This is a genomic window from Pseudomonas sp. NY15435, assembly GCF_048068295.1.
Taxonomy (GTDB): domain Bacteria; phylum Pseudomonadota; class Gammaproteobacteria; order Pseudomonadales; family Pseudomonadaceae; genus Pseudomonas.
Map to the genome: position 1 here is coordinate 490,596 of NZ_JBLUQA010000005.1, position 14,130 is coordinate 504,725.

Here is a 14,130-nt window from a genome sequence, read left to right on the forward strand (position 1 = left end):
TCCGACTGTTTTGCTGGAAACTGCCATGTCACACGAAGTCTTTATGCGCGAGGCCCTGCAACTGGCCCGCGACAACATCGAGGCCGGCGGCCGCCCGTTCGGCGCCGTGCTGGTCAAGGACGGCCGGGTGATTGCCCGCGCCGCCAATTCCATCCACGTGGATTTCGACCCCACTGCCCACGCCGAGCTGCTGGCGATTCGCCGTGCCTCGGCGGTGCTGGGCTTGTCGCGCCTGGATGGCTGCGTGATCTATGCCAGCGGCCATCCGTGCCCGATGTGCCTCGCCGCCATGCACCTGTGTGGCGTGGAGGGCGCGTACTTCGCCTACTCCAACGACGATGGCGAGCCGTTCGGGCTATCCACCGCCGCTGTCTACCAGCAGATGACCCAGCCGCCGCAGTGGCAGGCGGTGCCGCTGCGCCCGTTGCGCCCCGATGGTGAAGAGGGGTTGTACCAGCATTGGCAGGAGCATCGCTCGTGAGCCGGGGCATGGCCATGCCGGTCGAGGAGAGCGGCAGTCACGCCGGCTGGATCGGACTGCTGGTGATCGTCGCGCTGGGCATCAACCTGCGGCCGATCCTCACTTCCATCGGCCCGCTGCTGGCCGATATCCACGACGCCACCGGCCTGGGCTTCCAGGGCCTGTCGATGCTGACGGTGCTGCCGGTGCTGTGCATGGGCCTGTTCGCCCTGGGCCTGCCGTGGGTCGGCCCGCGCCTGGGCGAGAGCCGGGGCATGGTATTTGGCCTGCTGGCCATCGGCGCTGCGTGTTTCTGGCGGCTGTTGCTGGACAGCGGCTTCGCCCTGATCGCCAGTGCGGTATTGGCGGGCTGTGGCGTGGCGGTCATCCAGGCGTTCGTGCCGGGGGTGATCAAGCGCTGGTTCCCGCATAAGGTGCCGTCCGCCATGGGCCTGTACTCGGCTTCGCTGATGGCCGGTGGTGGCAGTGCGGCGGTGCTGGCGCCGGTGGTGTCGGAGCACTTCCAGCGCTGGCAGGACGGCCTCGGCGCCTGGCTGCTGCTGGCGGTTGTCGGCCTGCTGCTCTGGACAGTCGCACGTCCGCGCGAAGTGCCGGTGGCCGCGCCGCCACGACAGAAGGCGCAGCACTATTTCGGCAGCCGCCGCGCCTGGCTGCTGGCCTTGTACTTCGGCCTGATCAATGGCGGCTACACGAGCATGGTGGCCTGGCTGCCGGTGTACTACCGCCAGCTCGGCTGGACAGCCCAGGCCAGTGGCCAACTGATCGGCCTGATGACCATCTTCCAGGTGATCGCTGCGCTGACCATCCCACTGCTGATCCGCCGTTCGCTGGATCGCCGCGGCTGGCTGTGCCTGTGCCTGCTGATCCAGCTTGCCGGCTTCGTCGGGCTGATCTGCGCGCCGTTGCACCTGCCGGGTATCTGGGTGGCGCTGATCGGCTACGGCCTGGGCGCCTGTTTCGCCCTGAGCCTGACCCTGACCCTGGATCACCTCGCCGATGCCGGTGCGGCCGGGCGTTTGGCGGCCTTCGTGCAGGGCATCGGTTTCATCGTCACCGGCATCGTGCCCTACGTCACCGGCGCTCTGCGCGACAGCACCGGCAGCTTCCAGGCGTCGTGGATTCTGTTGGCCATTTCAGTGGTGCTGATGCTGGGCGTGACCCTGCGCTTCTCGCCCAAAGGCTATGCGCGGGCGATGCAGCGGTAGCGGGGGATTGGCGTTTGCGGATATCTATCGCGGACGAAGTCCGCTCCTACGCAGATATTCACCTCTCGTAGGAGCGGACTTCGTCCGCGATCGCTTTCAGGCGCGCGCCGCGGCTAGACCGAGGTGGCGACATAGATGCGGTAGGCGATGATCGACAGCATGCTCAGCGTGCCGACCCACATCAGGAACACGCCCACCGGGCGATGACGGATGGTGAAGCCGATGCCCAGCATGAACATGCCGAAGACGATGATGCCGAGGGTGATGAAGAGGGATGTGGGGTCCAGTGGGATGAAATGAGCAGTGGCGTCCACGGCAAGTCCTTGTCTGAAATATCCGATATGGAAAGTCTAGGCCAGAGTAGGACCGAACTCCTTTGATCCCTGGCAACTTGAGTCGGATCATAGCGACCTCGGACACTCAGCCCAAGCTCGGGCCTCGGGTGAGAGCCTGCCTTTGCCATCGAGGGTGGGTTGCACACCGCAATATCCGCCGACTCCTCAACCTGTTCCTGCGCCGCGTTGAGCGGCACCGATGCCGGAGTCTCTGCTGGTTCGGCGGGCATAAAAAAGCCCCGCGGTCCGGAGCGTCAGACCGCAGGGCCAGAACGGTCGAGAGATTCTCGACCGGGGAGGACCGATCAGGCCGCCGGTGTCGGCTGCCAGCCGCCGCCAAGGGCCTTGTAAATCGCCACGATGCCGCGATACACGTCGACTTCCGCCAGGGCCTGGGCGTCCTCGGCGGCGAGTTGCTCGCGTTCGGCGTCCAGCAGGTTGAGGAAGTCCACGGTGCCTTCGCGGTACTGCAGGCCGGCCTGTTGCGCGGCATTGCGGCTGGCTTCGGACTGACGCACCAGTGAGACCAGACGCTGCTGGCGCTTGCCGTAGTCGCTGAAGGCGTTCGACGACTCTTCCAGGGCCAGCAGGACCTGTTGCTCGTAGGTCGCCAGGGCGCCGTCGGCATCAGCCTTGGAGGCGCGCAGGCGGGCCCGCACGCTGCCCAGGTCGAAGGCCGCCCAGGTGATGCTCGGGGCGACGCCCCAGGCGCTGGCGGCGGACGAGCCGATCTGCGAGCCACGGCCGGCGGTGTAGCCGAGGAAGCCGCCGAGGCTGACTTTCGGGAACAGGTCGGCGGTGGCCACACCGACGTCCGCCGTGGCGGCCGCCAGGCGGCGTTCGGCGGAGGCCACGTCCGGTCGGCGACGCAGCAGCTCACCCGGATCGCCGATGGGCAACGCCTTGGCGATGGCCGGAAGTTTCTTCGGCGACAAGTCCACGGAGAGCGCGTCCGGGCGCTGGCCGAGGAGGGTGGCGATGCGGTTGCGCTGGCGCACTTCCTCGGCCTGCAGTTGCGGCACGCTGGCTTCCGTGGCGGCCAGGCGGGCTTCGGCGCGCTGCACGTCCAGCTCGTTGCCGACACCGGCGTCACGCAGCTGGATGGTCAGGTCACGGGATTCGCGCTGGTTCTCCAGGTTGCTCCTGGCGATGCTTTCGCGCAGTTGTGCGCCGCGCAGCTGCCCGTAGGCATCGGCCAGTTCGGCGAGCAGGCTGACCTGCAACTGCTGCAGGTCGGCCACGGTGGCTTCACTCAGCGCGTCGCTGGACTCCAGCTGACGGCGCACACGGCCGAACAGGTCGACTTCCCAGATCATGTCCAGGCCCAGGTCGTAGCGCTCCTGGTTGACCCGGTCCTCGGTCTGGCCGGGCACCTGGCCCTTGCCGACCTGGCCTTCGGCACGGCTGGTGACCGTGGGGAAACGGTCATTGGCCACATCATCGCGGATCGCCCGCGAAGCCAGCACGCGGGCATAGGCCACGCGCAGCTCGCGGTTCTCCTTGAGCGATCGCTCCACCAGCTGGGTCAGCACGGGGTCGTCGAACTGTTTCCACCAGGCGTCTTCGTAACGGCTGCGGTCGTAGTTCTGTACCTGGGCGTTGCTGTCCAGTTGCGCCGGCGTGGTGTCCGGCTTCTGGTAGTCGGGGCCGACCATGCACGCGCTGAGGGCCAGCGCGAGCAGGGAGGGGACGAACAGTTTCACGGCACTCTTGCTCACAGCATTGATGGTCATGACGCTCATGCCTGATGGGCCTCGTTATGGTTCGTGTGGCTCAGGGCAGCACGCGCCTGCTTCTTCGCTTCACGGGCTTCCATGAAGCGGCGGATCAGCACATAGAAGACCGGGGTCAGCAGCAGGCCGAAGAAGGTCACGCCGAGCATCCCGGAGAACACCGCGACACCCATGGCATGGCGCATTTCGGCGCCGGCACCGGACGACAGCACCAGGGGCACCACGCCCATGATGAAGGCGATGGAAGTCATCAGGATCGGCCGCAGACGCAGGCGGCAGGCTTCCAGTACCGCACTCAGGCGGTCCATGCCTTCGTCCTGTTTGTCCTTGGCGAACTCGACGATCAGGATCGCGTTCTTGCACGCCAGGCCCACCAGTACGATCAGGCCGATCTGGGTGAAGATGTTGTTGTCGCCACCGGACAGGATCACGCCCGCAATGGCCGACAGCAGGGTCATCGGCACGATCAGGATCACCGCCAGCGGCAGGCCCCAGCTCTCGTACAGCGCGGCCAGCACCAGGAAGGCGAGCAGCACGCAGAGCGGGAACACGTAGATCGCGGAGTTGCCGGCGAGGATCTGCTGGTAGGTCAGCTCGGTCCATTCGTAGGTCATGCCATTGGGCAGTTCCTGCTTGAGCAGGCGCTCGATGGCGGCTTCGGCCTGGCCGGAGCTGTAGCCCGGTGCGGCGGCGCCGTTGATCTCGGCGGTGATGAAGCCGTTGTAGTGCATCACGCGGTCGGGGCCGGAGGTGTCGCTGATCTTGATGAAGGTGGCCAGCGGGACCATTTCACCCAGGTTGTTGCGCACTTTCAGCTGGCCGATCTGCTCGGGTTCGAGACGGAACTGCTGCTCGCCCTGGACGTTCACCTGGTAGGTGCGGCCGAAGCGGTTGAAGTCGTTCGCGTACAGCGAGCCCAGGTAGACCTGCAGGGTGTCGAAGATGTCGCTGATCGCCACGCCGTGGGTCTTGGCCTTTTCGCGGTCGATGGCAGCATCCACCTGCGGCACGTTCACCTGGTAGCTGGTGAACACCGACATGGGGTTGAGCTCCGGCAGCGCGCGGGCCTTGTTGAGGATGTTCTGGGTCTGTGCGTAGAGCTCCTCGTAACCGGCGTTGCCGCGGTCTTCGATCTGCAGGCGGAAGCCGCCGATGGTGCCCAGCCCCTGTACCGGCGGCGGCGGGAAGATCGCGATGTAGGCGTCCTGGATGTCGGCGAACTGCTTGTTCAGCTCGGCGGCGATCTCGTTGGCCGACATGCCCGGGCCTTTACGCTCGCTGAAGTCTTTCAGCGGGGTGAAGACGATGCCGCTGTTGGGGCTGTTGGTGAAACCGTTGATCGACAGGCCCGGGAACGACACGGTGTGCTCGATGCCCGGGTGCTTGCCGGCGATTTCCGACATGCGCTTGATCACGGCTTCGGTGCGGTCCAGCGTGGCGGCGTCGGGCAGTTGCGCGAAGGCCACCAGGTATTGCTTGTCCTGTTGCGGCACGAAGCCGGTCGGGGTGCTGGAGAAGCCCAGGTAGGTCAGGCCGATCAGCCCCGCATACAGCAGCAGCGCGATGGAGCTGCCGCGCAGCACGCGGGTGACGGTGCCAACGTAGCCATGGCTGGCGCGGTCGAAGAAGCGGTTGAACGGACGGAACAGCCAGCTGCCCAGCAGCTTGTCGAGGATCACCGAGAAGCGATCCTTCGGCTCGTGGTGCCCCTTGAGCAGCACGGCGGATAGCGCCGGCGACAGGGTCAGCGAGTTGAACGCGGAGATCACCGTCGATATCGCGATGGTCAGCGCGAACTGCCGGTAGAACTGCCCGGTGAGGCCGGAGATGAACGCGGTCGGGATGAACACGGCGCACAGCACCAGCGCAGTGGCGATGATCGGCCCGGTCACTTCCTTCATGGCGCGCTTGGTCGCCTCGACGGGGGTGAGCCCCAGCCCGATGTTCCGCTCGACGTTCTCCACCACCACGATGGCATCGTCCACCACGATACCGATGGCCAGTACCAGGCCGAACAGCGACAACGCGTTGAGCGAGAAGCCGAAGGCGTGCATCACCGCGAAGGTGCCGATCAGCGACACCGGTACGGCGGCCAGCGGGATGATCGAGGCGCGCCAGGTCTGCAGGAACAGCACGACCACCAGCACCACCAGGATCAGGGCTTCGAACAGGGTGTGCACCACCGCTTCGATGGAGCCGCGCACGAAGATGGTCGGGTCATAGACGATGGAATAGTCCACGCCCTGGGGGAAGTCCTTCTTCAGCTCGGCCATCTTCTCGCGCACCAGGTTGGAGATGGCGATGGCGTTGGAGCCGGGACGCTGGAAGATCGGGATGGCGACCGCCGGCTGGTTGTCCAGCAGCGAGCGCAGGGCGTACTGGCTGGAGCCGAGTTCGACGCGGGCGATGTCCTTCAGGCGGGTGATCTCGCCGTCCGGGCCGCTGCGGATGATGATGTTCTCGAACTCTTCCTCGGTGACCAGGCGACCCTGGGTGTTGATCGACAGCTGGAAGCTGGTGTCGCTCGGCGAGGGCGGTGCGCCCAGGGCGCCGGCGGCGACCTGGCGGTTCTGCTCGCGGATCGCGGCGACCACGTCGGTGGCGGTCAGGTTGCGCGAGGCGACCTTGTTCGGGTCGAGCCACACGCGCAGCGAGTAGTCGCCCATGCCGAACAGCTGCACGTCGCCCACACCGTCCAGGCGAGCCAGCTCGTCCTTGATGTTGAGGATGGCGTAGTTGGACAGGTAGAGCATGTCGTAGCGGTTATCCGGCGAAGTCAGGTGCACGACCATGGTCAGGTCGGGCGAGGCCTTGTCGACGGTGATGCCGATACGGGTGACTTCCTCGGGCAGCTTGGGCTGCGTACGGGTGACGCGGTTCTGCACCTGCACCTGCGCGTTGTCCAGGTCGGTGCCCAGGGCGAAGGTGATGGTCAGGGTCATCTTGCCGTCGGCGGTGGACTGCGAGGACATGTAGAGCATGTTCTCGACGCCGGTGATGGCCTGTTCCAGCGGCGCGGCGACGGTCTCGCCGATCACCTTGGGGTTGGCGCCGGGGAAGTTGGCGCGCACCACCACGGTGGGCGGCACCACTTCGGGGTATTCGCTGATCGGTAGCTGGAACAGCGAGATGGCCCCGCCGATCAGGATGATCAGCGAAAGCACGGCGGCGAAGATCGGCCGCTGGATGAAGAATTGCGAAAAGTTCATGGCTGGTTCCTGTCGCGAACGCTGCGGTTCGCCAAACCCGGGACAAAGGTCACCCAAGGCCCTGGTGGGACAGGGCCTGGTACATCAATCGTTTAAGACAGGGGGTGGTTCAGTCAGAGAGTGCTCAGCCGCGCGGCGCGCCCGGCTTGGCGGATTTCTCGGCCACCTTCGGCGCCTCGAAGCTCTCCAGCGCACGACGCTGGCTTTCAAGCTTGGCGAGGGTCGACTGGCTGGCCATCTCGACACCCTGGGCGTCGACCTGGGCACCGGGGCGAACCCGTTGCAGGCCGTTGACCACGATGCGATCACCCTTCACCAGACCGCTGCGGACGATGCGCAGGCCTTCGAGTTTCGGGCCCAGTTCGATGCCGCGGTATTGCACCTTGCTGTCCTTGTCGAGCACCAGCACGAACTTCTTGCCCAGGTCGGTGCCGACCGCTTCGTCCTTGATCAGCGCGGCGGGGTAGGTGCCGCTGCCGACCAGCTTGATGCGGGCATACAGGCCGGGGGTGAACTGGTTGGCGTCGTTATCGAACACGGCGCGGCCACGGATGGTGCCGGTCTTGGGGTTGACCTGGTTGTCGAGGAAGTCCAGGCGGCCCTGGTGGGGGAAGCCGTCTTCGCCGGTCAGGCCCAGGTACACCGGGCTGGTGCCGCGGGCGTCCGGGCCACCCTTGCGGGCGAGGTCGACGTACTTCAGGTAGACGCGCTCGTCGGCGTCGAAGTAGGCGTAGACCTTGTCGGTGGAGACCAGGGTGGTCAGCACGCTCTGGCCACTGTTCACCAGGTTGCCGGCGGTGACTTCGGCGCGCGAGACGCGGCCGTCGATGGGCGCGGTGATCTGGGTGAACGACAGGTTCAGGCGGGCGTTGTCCAGTTCCGCCTGGGTCGCGGCGACCACGGCTTTCGCCTCGGTGGCGGCGGCCGTGCGGGCGTCGGCAAGTTCCGCGGAAATGGCGTTGGTGGCGCGCAGGCGATCACCGCGGGACGCTTCGTTGACGGTACGGGTTTGGTTGGCGCGAGCCTGTTGCAGCTGGGCTTCCAGACGATGGACTTCGGCCTGGAACGGCCGCGGGTCGATCTGGAACAGCAGGTCGCCTTTCTTCACCAGCGCGCCTTCACGGAAGGCGACGCGATCGATATAGCCCGAGACGCGCGGGCGCAGTTCAACGGATTCCGGAGCCTCCAGGCGACCAGTGAATTCGTCCCATTCGTTGATCGGCTGTTCGATGACGTCCGCCACGCTGACCTTCGGCGCGGCCATGTTCTGTGCCGCGTCCTGGCCTTTGCCGCAGGCGCTGAGAACCAGCACAGCGGCCAACGCCAACGGAATACGCAAGGTGTTCAGATTTCGCTCCATGGAAAGACTCCGGCGTTCTAATTGGTTTATGGATTTCTAATGGAGCGGAGTCTGCGTTCGCGGGGGCGCTGGAACTAATCGAACGAGCAGATTTTGATTATCACGCGCAGTGATAAATGCTTTTGCACTATGCGCAGGAATAGATAGAAGGAGTGGGCACGGACATTGCCCGGCAAGGCTCTTGGTAGGAGCGAGCTTGCTCGCGAAGCTTTTCCACCCGATGCACTGTGCCATGCGGGTTCGCGAGCAAGCTCGCTCCTACAAGGTCAGGTTGCATAGGGCGGTGTCAGGTGTATCGGCGTACAACCGCGAACGGTTGTACGCCCTACGGCGCGAGCGGGTTCAGAGGCTGTCCGGATCGCCCACGAACATGGTGATCCGCGAACGCAGCCAGCGCTCGGCCGGGTCCTGGTCCTGGGCGCCGCGCCAGACCATGGAGAGCTCGGCCAGGCGGGTGGGGAAGGGCGGCTCCTCGGCGCGCAGGCCGCCGGCGGCGGTGAGCGCCAGGGCCACGTACTCGGGCACGGTGGCAATGATGTCGGTGCCGGCCAGCAACTGGGCGAGGCCGACGAACTGCGGCACCGCCAGCACCACCTGGCGCTTGCGGTCCATCTCGGCGAGGGTCTGGTCGACGAAGCCGTCCAGGTCGCCGGCGTAGGACACCAGCGCGTGCGGGCGCGCGCAGTAGTCATCGAGGGTCAGCGCGCCGGGGATCGAGTCGGCGCGCAGGATCTTCCAGGTGCTGCGGCGCAGGGTCTTGCGCTTGGCGTTGGCCGGCAGCTCGTCGGTGTAGCTCACGCCCACGGAGATTTCCCCGGACGACAGCAGTTGCGGCATCAGCAGGTAGTTGGCGCGACGCACCACGAGGGTGATGCCCGGCGCCTCGGAGCGCAGGCGGCGCAGCAGCGGCGGCAGCAGGCCGAACTCCACGTCATCGGACAGGCCGATGCGGAACACTGCCTTGCTGGTGGCCGGGTCGAAGTCGGCGGCGCGGCTCAGGGCGGTGGAGATGGAGTCCAGCGCCGGCGAGAGGTGGCCGAAGATTTCCTGCGCCCGCGCAGTGGGTTCCATGCTGCGCCCGGTGCGCACGAACAGCGGATCGTCGAACAGACCGCGCAGGCGCGCCAGGGCCGCACTGATCGCCGGCTGGCCGAGGAACAGCTTCTCCGCGGCGCGGGTCACGCTGCGCTCATGCATCAGCGTCTCGAAAACGATCAACAGGTTGAGATCAACCTTGCGTAGGTCGTTGCGGTTCATGGGGACTCCCTGGCGATGGGGGAAAAGTGAGGCCGAGCGTGTCCTGAGTCAAGTCTGTCAGATAAGTCCTTGATCAATTTCCACTTTTTTAATGAGAATCTCGCCCCGGCAGTGTGGTCTGACTCTGTAGGAGCAGAGCCACCACGGCCCCGTGGACAACCCCGTCGCAGAGCCTTGCAGCCGCGCCGGACAAGGCTTGCAGCGCGGGCCGAATCATCGCCGTTTATGTCAATTATCAATGGTGAACGGTGGCGTCACCCCTAAAGCCCGGATAGAGTCCGTGGCTATGAGCACTACTAAGGCGAGGTATGTGATGTCCCGCATGATCCGTTTCCACCAGTTCGGTGACGCCTCGGTCCTGAAGATCGAGGAGATGCCGACCCCGCAACCGGGGCCGGGTGAAGTACTGATCCGCACCCAGGCGTTGGGCGTCAGTTGGCGCGACGTACTCTGGCGGCAGAACCTCGCCCCGGATCAGGCCAAGCTGCCGGCGGGTATCGGTTATGAACTCTCCGGCATCGTCGAAGCCGTGGGCGAGGGCGTTGAAGACCTCGAGCCCGGCGTGGCGGTGGCCAGCTTCCCGGCGAACTCGCCGAACCTCTACCCGGCCTGGGGTGACCACGTCATCCTGCCGCGCACTTCGCTGACCCGCTATCCGGATGTCCTGACCCCGGTCGAGGCGGCGGTGCACTACACCGGTTTGATGTATTCGTACTTTGCGCTGGTGGAACTGGCGCAGATCAAGCCGGGCCAGCGCGTGCTGATCACCGAGGCCGGCCATTGCCTGGCTCCGCAAGCGGTGCAGTTGGCCAAGGCGCTGGGCGCCCAGGTGATCGCCACCACCAGCCATGAGGAAACCCGTGAGTTTCTGAAGGGCCTGGGTGCGGACAAGATCATCTACACCGAGGAGCAGGACCTGGTGCTGGAAGTCGAGCGCTTCACCAAGGGTGAGGGCGTGGAGATCGTCCTCGACCAGTGCGCCGGCCCGCAGATGAAACTGTTGGGTGACGTCGCTGCCCAGCGCGGCAAGCTGATCCTGTATGGCATCAATGGCGGCAACGACGCAGCCTTCCCGGCCTGCGCGGCGTTCAAGAAGCACCTGCAGTTCTACCGTCACTGCGTGCTGGACTTCACCGGGCAACCGGAGATTGGTCTGACCCGTAACGACGACGCCGTACAACGGGCGCTGACCGCGATCAACCAGATGACCGCCGACCAGTTGCTCAAGCCGAGCATCGACCGGGTGTTCGACTTCGCCCAGTACCGCGATGCCAACTACTACATGGAAACCTGCCCGGGCGGCGGCCGTGTGGTGATGAAGATGCCGGAGTGATCGGACTCTTCGTTCGGTAGCCTCAGAAAGCCACTCTTCGGAGTGGCTTTTTCATGCGCGCAGTATTTCCGGGCATCCCTGTAGGAGCGAGCTTGCTCGCGATCCATGTATCCGGCCGCATTGGCGTCAAGCGGGTTCGCGAGCGAGCTCGCTCCTACATCCAATCGTCAGGGGCGTTCCTGGCTCACCGGTTTGTGGGATGGGTGGAGCATCAGCGGCATTTCCGAATTTGGCTTCAGCGGCATTCGTGGGCCGCAACGCTTCGAAATAGAGCCGTCTATACACCGCTACATCCCCCGCAGTATCAGGCAAGCCTGAAGAGAACCAGGCAAACCGCTCGGCGCTTTCCTCGCGTATTGTCGCGGCACCTGTCGGCCCCTGCGCCTAGGCTGAACCCATTGCGTGTCGGAGCCGTTGCGCTTCGCCTCCATTCCATCACCCGCATGAAGAGGTGAACTCCCTGATGATTACCGTGAACCTGAACGGCAAGGACCACGAACTCGACGCCCCCGGCGAAATGCCGCTGCTCTGGGCCATCCGTGACGTCGCCGGCCTGACCGGCACCAAATACGGCTGTGGCATGGCGCTGTGCGGCGCCTGCACCGTGCACATCGACGGCCAGCCGACGCGCTCCTGCGTCACCCCGCTGGCGGCGGTGGCCGGCAAGAAGATCACCACCATCGAAGCGGTGGCCGAGCAGGCCGCCGGCAAGGCCGTGCAGGACGCCTGGCGCAAGCTCGACGTGGTGCAGTGCGGCTACTGCCAGTCCGGACAGATCATGTCGGCCACCGCGCTGCTGGCCTCGAACAAAAAGCCCAGCGACGCCGACATCGACGCCGCCATGAGCGGCAACATCTGCCGCTGCGCCACCTATGCGCGGATCCGCGCGGCTATCCATGACGCCGCCCAGACCCTGGCCTGAGGATAAGAAATCATGCTCGAACCTCGTACCGACGAACAGCCGGCGCAGCCCGGCAGCATCCTCAACGTCAGCCGCCGCAGCTTCCTGCGTGGCGCCGGCGGCCTTGCGCTGGGCATCTACTTCGCGCCGCTGCTGGGCAAGCTGGGTGACGCCCAGGCCGCCAGCGATTTTGAGCCCAACGCTTTCGTCCGTATCGCCCCGGACGGCACTGTCACCGTGATCGCCAAGCACGTGGAAATGGGCCAGGGCAGCTACACCGGCCTGGCCACCCTGGTCGCCGAGGAGCTGGACGCCGACTGGAGCCACGTGCAGGTCGAAGGCGCACCGGCAGATGCCAAGCGCTACGCCAACCTGGCCTTCGGCAACCTGCAGGGCACCGGCGGCAGCAACGCCATGGCCAACTCCTTCGAGCAGATGCGCAAGGCCGGCGCCAGCGCTCGCGCCATGCTGGTCGGCGCGGCGGCGGAGCAGTGGAAAGTGCCTGCCGAGCAGATTCAGGTGCAGAGCGGCGTGGTCAGCCACGGCCCATCCGGGCACAAGGCGAGCTTCGGAGAACTGGCCGAGGCAGCGGCGAAGCAGCCGGTGCCGGCGGACGTAAAACTGAAGGACCCGAAGGACTTCAAGCTGATCGGCCAGGTGCAGTTGCCGCGCAAGGACAGCCCTTCCAAGACTGACGGCACCGCACAGTTCACCCAGGACGTGCACCTGCCGGACATGTTGGTGGCGGTGGTCGCCCACCCGCCGCGCTTCGGCGGCGTGCCGGCGAAAGTCGATGCGAGCAAGGCCAAGGCCGTGGCGGGCGTGGTGGATGTGGTGCAGTTCCCCGGCAGCGATCGGCGTTTCGCTGGCGTCGCCGTGCTGGCGAAGAACACCTGGGCGGCGCGCCAGGGCCGCGATGCGTTGCAGGTCGAATGGGACGAGAGCAAGGCCTTCAAGATGGGCAGCAAGGAGATCTTCGCCCAGTACCGCGACATGGCCAGCAAGCCGGGCCTGGTGGCGCGCAACGATGGCGATGTCGCCAAGGCGTTGGAGCAGCCGGCTCACCTGATCGAAGCGGAATACCAGTTCCCGTATCTCGCCCATGCCGCCATGGAGCCACTGAACTGCGTGGTTTTCCTCAAGGAAGACGGCTGCCAGATCTGGAACGGCGAGCAATGGCAGACCGGCGACCAGATGTCGGTGGCGCAATTGCTGGGCATGCAGCCCGAGCAGGTCACCATCACCCAGCTGTATGCCGGTGGCAGCTTCGGCCGCCGCGCCAACCCGCACTCGGACTACGTGCTTGAGGCGGTCGCCATTGCCAAGGCCGCCCGCGAGCAGGGCGTGAAGGTACCGATCAAGATGGTCTGGACCCGCGAGGACGACACCCGTGCGGGCTACTATCGCCCGGCCTTCCTCCATCGCGCGCGGTTGGCGGTGGACGCCCAGGGCAACCTGGTGGGCTGGGAGCAGCGGCTGGTGGGGCAGTCCTTCATCGTCGGCACGCCGTTCGAGAAGTTCATGGTCAAGGACGGCGTCGACAAGATCGCCGTGGAAGGCGCCGCCGATCTGCCCTACGCCGTGCCCAACCTGCGCGTCGAGCAGGCGCTGGCGGACAACGTGACGGTGCCGACCCAGTGGTGGCGCTCGGTGGGCCACACCCACACGGCGTTCTCTACCGAGACGTTGATTGACGAGGCAGCCATTGCCGCCAAACAGGACCCGTACGAGTTCCGCCGCAAGCTGCTGGAGAAGCACCCGCGTCATCGCGGCGCGCTGGAACTGGTAGCGCAGCGGGCGAACTGGCTGGCGCCGCTGGAGAAGGGCAAGGAGGGCGAGCAGCGCGGGCGCGGGATAGCCGTGCACGAATCCTTCGGCAGCTTCGTTGCCCAGGTGGTGGAGGTGACTTACAAGGCGGACAAGAGCTTCAAGGTGGATCGCGTGGTCTGCGCGGTGGATTGCGGCCTGGCGATCAACCCGGACGTGATCAAGGCGCAGATGGAAGGCGGTATCGGCTTCGCACTGTCGGCGGCGCTGCACAGCGCCATCACCCTGACCGACGGCAAGGTCGACCAGTCCAACTTCCACGACTTCCAGGTCCTGCGCATCAACGAGATGCCGGTGGTGGAGGTGCACATTGTGCCGTCGGCCGAGCCGCCGACTGGTGTCGGTGAGCCGGGTGTTCCGCCGCTGGCGCCGGCGCTGGCCAATGCGCTGTTCGCGGCGACCGGCAAGCGCATCCGCACCCTGCCGATCGGCAATCAGTTACAGGCCTGAGTTCCGCCCAGTGACACAAATGCCCCGCATGAGCGGGGC

10 protein-coding genes are annotated in these 14,130 nt (G+C 65.8%); 5 read left to right on the top strand and 5 right to left on the bottom strand.

The window, feature by feature from the left end:
* Nucleotides 1-25: 25 nt before the first annotated feature.
* Both ACNFH5_RS15140 and ACNFH5_RS15145 read left to right on the top strand, forming a co-directional pair.
* Entirely contained in the window at nt 26-481 is a 456-nt protein-coding gene (locus ACNFH5_RS15140; RefSeq protein WP_416747183.1) for a nucleoside deaminase, read from the top strand.
* Entirely contained in the window at nt 478-1,686 is a 1,209-nt protein-coding gene (locus ACNFH5_RS15145) for a CynX/NimT family MFS transporter (RefSeq protein WP_416747185.1), read from the top strand. Before ACNFH5_RS15140 ends, ACNFH5_RS15145 begins: the two co-directional genes overlap by 4 nt.
* 113 nt (nt 1,687-1,799) lie before the next feature.
* Here the strand turns inward: ACNFH5_RS15145 and ACNFH5_RS15150 are convergent, their stop codons facing one another.
* From ACNFH5_RS15150 to ACNFH5_RS15170, 5 genes are all read right to left on the bottom strand, one after another.
* Complete coding sequence (locus tag ACNFH5_RS15150) at nt 1,800-2,000, bottom strand: hypothetical protein (protein ID WP_416747187.1); 201 nt, start codon at nt 1,998-2,000, stop codon at nt 1,800-1,802.
* Between the two features lie 326 nt (nt 2,001-2,326).
* Complete coding sequence (locus ACNFH5_RS15155) at nt 2,327-3,754, bottom strand: efflux transporter outer membrane subunit (protein WP_416747338.1); 1,428 nt, start codon at nt 3,752-3,754, stop codon at nt 2,327-2,329.
* A gap of 5 nt (nt 3,755-3,759) precedes the next feature.
* Nucleotides 3,760-6,963 carry an efflux RND transporter permease subunit gene (locus ACNFH5_RS15160; RefSeq protein ID WP_416747189.1) on the bottom strand — a complete coding sequence of 1,068 codons (3,204 nt, stop codon included), beginning with the start codon at nt 6,961-6,963 and terminating at the stop codon, nt 3,760-3,762.
* 124 nt (nt 6,964-7,087) lie between these two features.
* Entirely contained in the window at nt 7,088-8,323 is a 1,236-nt protein-coding gene (gene mexE, locus ACNFH5_RS15165) for a multidrug efflux RND transporter periplasmic adaptor subunit MexE (protein WP_416747191.1), read from the bottom strand.
* A gap of 342 nt (nt 8,324-8,665) precedes the next feature.
* Entirely contained in the window at nt 8,666-9,580 is a 915-nt protein-coding gene (locus ACNFH5_RS15170) for a LysR family transcriptional regulator (RefSeq protein ID WP_017517481.1), read from the bottom strand.
* A gap of 313 nt (nt 9,581-9,893) precedes the next feature.
* Between ACNFH5_RS15170 and ACNFH5_RS15175 the strand changes: the two genes are divergently transcribed.
* The 3 genes from ACNFH5_RS15175 to ACNFH5_RS15185 all read left to right on the top strand — a co-directional run bounded on the left by ACNFH5_RS15175 (nt 9,894) and on the right by ACNFH5_RS15185 (nt 14,091).
* Complete coding sequence (locus tag ACNFH5_RS15175; protein ID WP_416747194.1) at nt 9,894-10,913, top strand: zinc-dependent alcohol dehydrogenase family protein; 1,020 nt, start codon at nt 9,894-9,896, stop codon at nt 10,911-10,913.
* A 463-nt stretch (nt 10,914-11,376) separates the two neighbouring features.
* Entirely contained in the window at nt 11,377-11,835 is a 459-nt protein-coding gene (locus ACNFH5_RS15180) for a (2Fe-2S)-binding protein (protein WP_236200031.1), read from the top strand.
* A 12-nt stretch (nt 11,836-11,847) separates the two neighbouring features.
* Nucleotides 11,848-14,091 carry a molybdopterin cofactor-binding domain-containing protein gene (locus ACNFH5_RS15185; protein ID WP_416747196.1) on the top strand — a complete coding sequence of 748 codons (2,244 nt, stop codon included), beginning with the start codon at nt 11,848-11,850 and terminating at the stop codon, nt 14,089-14,091.
* The last annotated feature ends 39 nt before the right edge of the window (nt 14,092-14,130 follow it).

Bases quoted from the DNA above. Each gene is read 5' to 3' on its own strand.
- mexE (WP_416747191.1), bottom strand. From the start codon at position 8,323: ATGGAGCGAAATCTGAACACCTTGCGTATTCCGTTGGCGTTGGCCGCT.
- ACNFH5_RS15175 (WP_416747194.1), top strand. From the start codon at position 9,894: ATGTCCCGCATGATCCGTTTCCACCAGTTCGGTGACGCCTCGGTCCTG.
- ACNFH5_RS15155 (WP_416747338.1), bottom strand. From the start codon at position 3,754: ATGACCATCAATGCTGTGAGCAAGAGTGCCGTGAAACTGTTCGTCCCC.
- ACNFH5_RS15140 (WP_416747183.1), top strand. From the start codon at position 26: ATGTCACACGAAGTCTTTATGCGCGAGGCCCTGCAACTGGCCCGCGAC.
- ACNFH5_RS15180 (WP_236200031.1), top strand. From the start codon at position 11,377: ATGATTACCGTGAACCTGAACGGCAAGGACCACGAACTCGACGCCCCC.
- ACNFH5_RS15170 (WP_017517481.1), bottom strand. From the start codon at position 9,580: ATGAACCGCAACGACCTACGCAAGGTTGATCTCAACCTGTTGATCGTT.
- ACNFH5_RS15160 (WP_416747189.1), bottom strand. From the start codon at position 6,963: ATGAACTTTTCGCAATTCTTCATCCAGCGGCCGATCTTCGCCGCCGTG.
- ACNFH5_RS15185 (WP_416747196.1), top strand. From the start codon at position 11,848: ATGCTCGAACCTCGTACCGACGAACAGCCGGCGCAGCCCGGCAGCATC.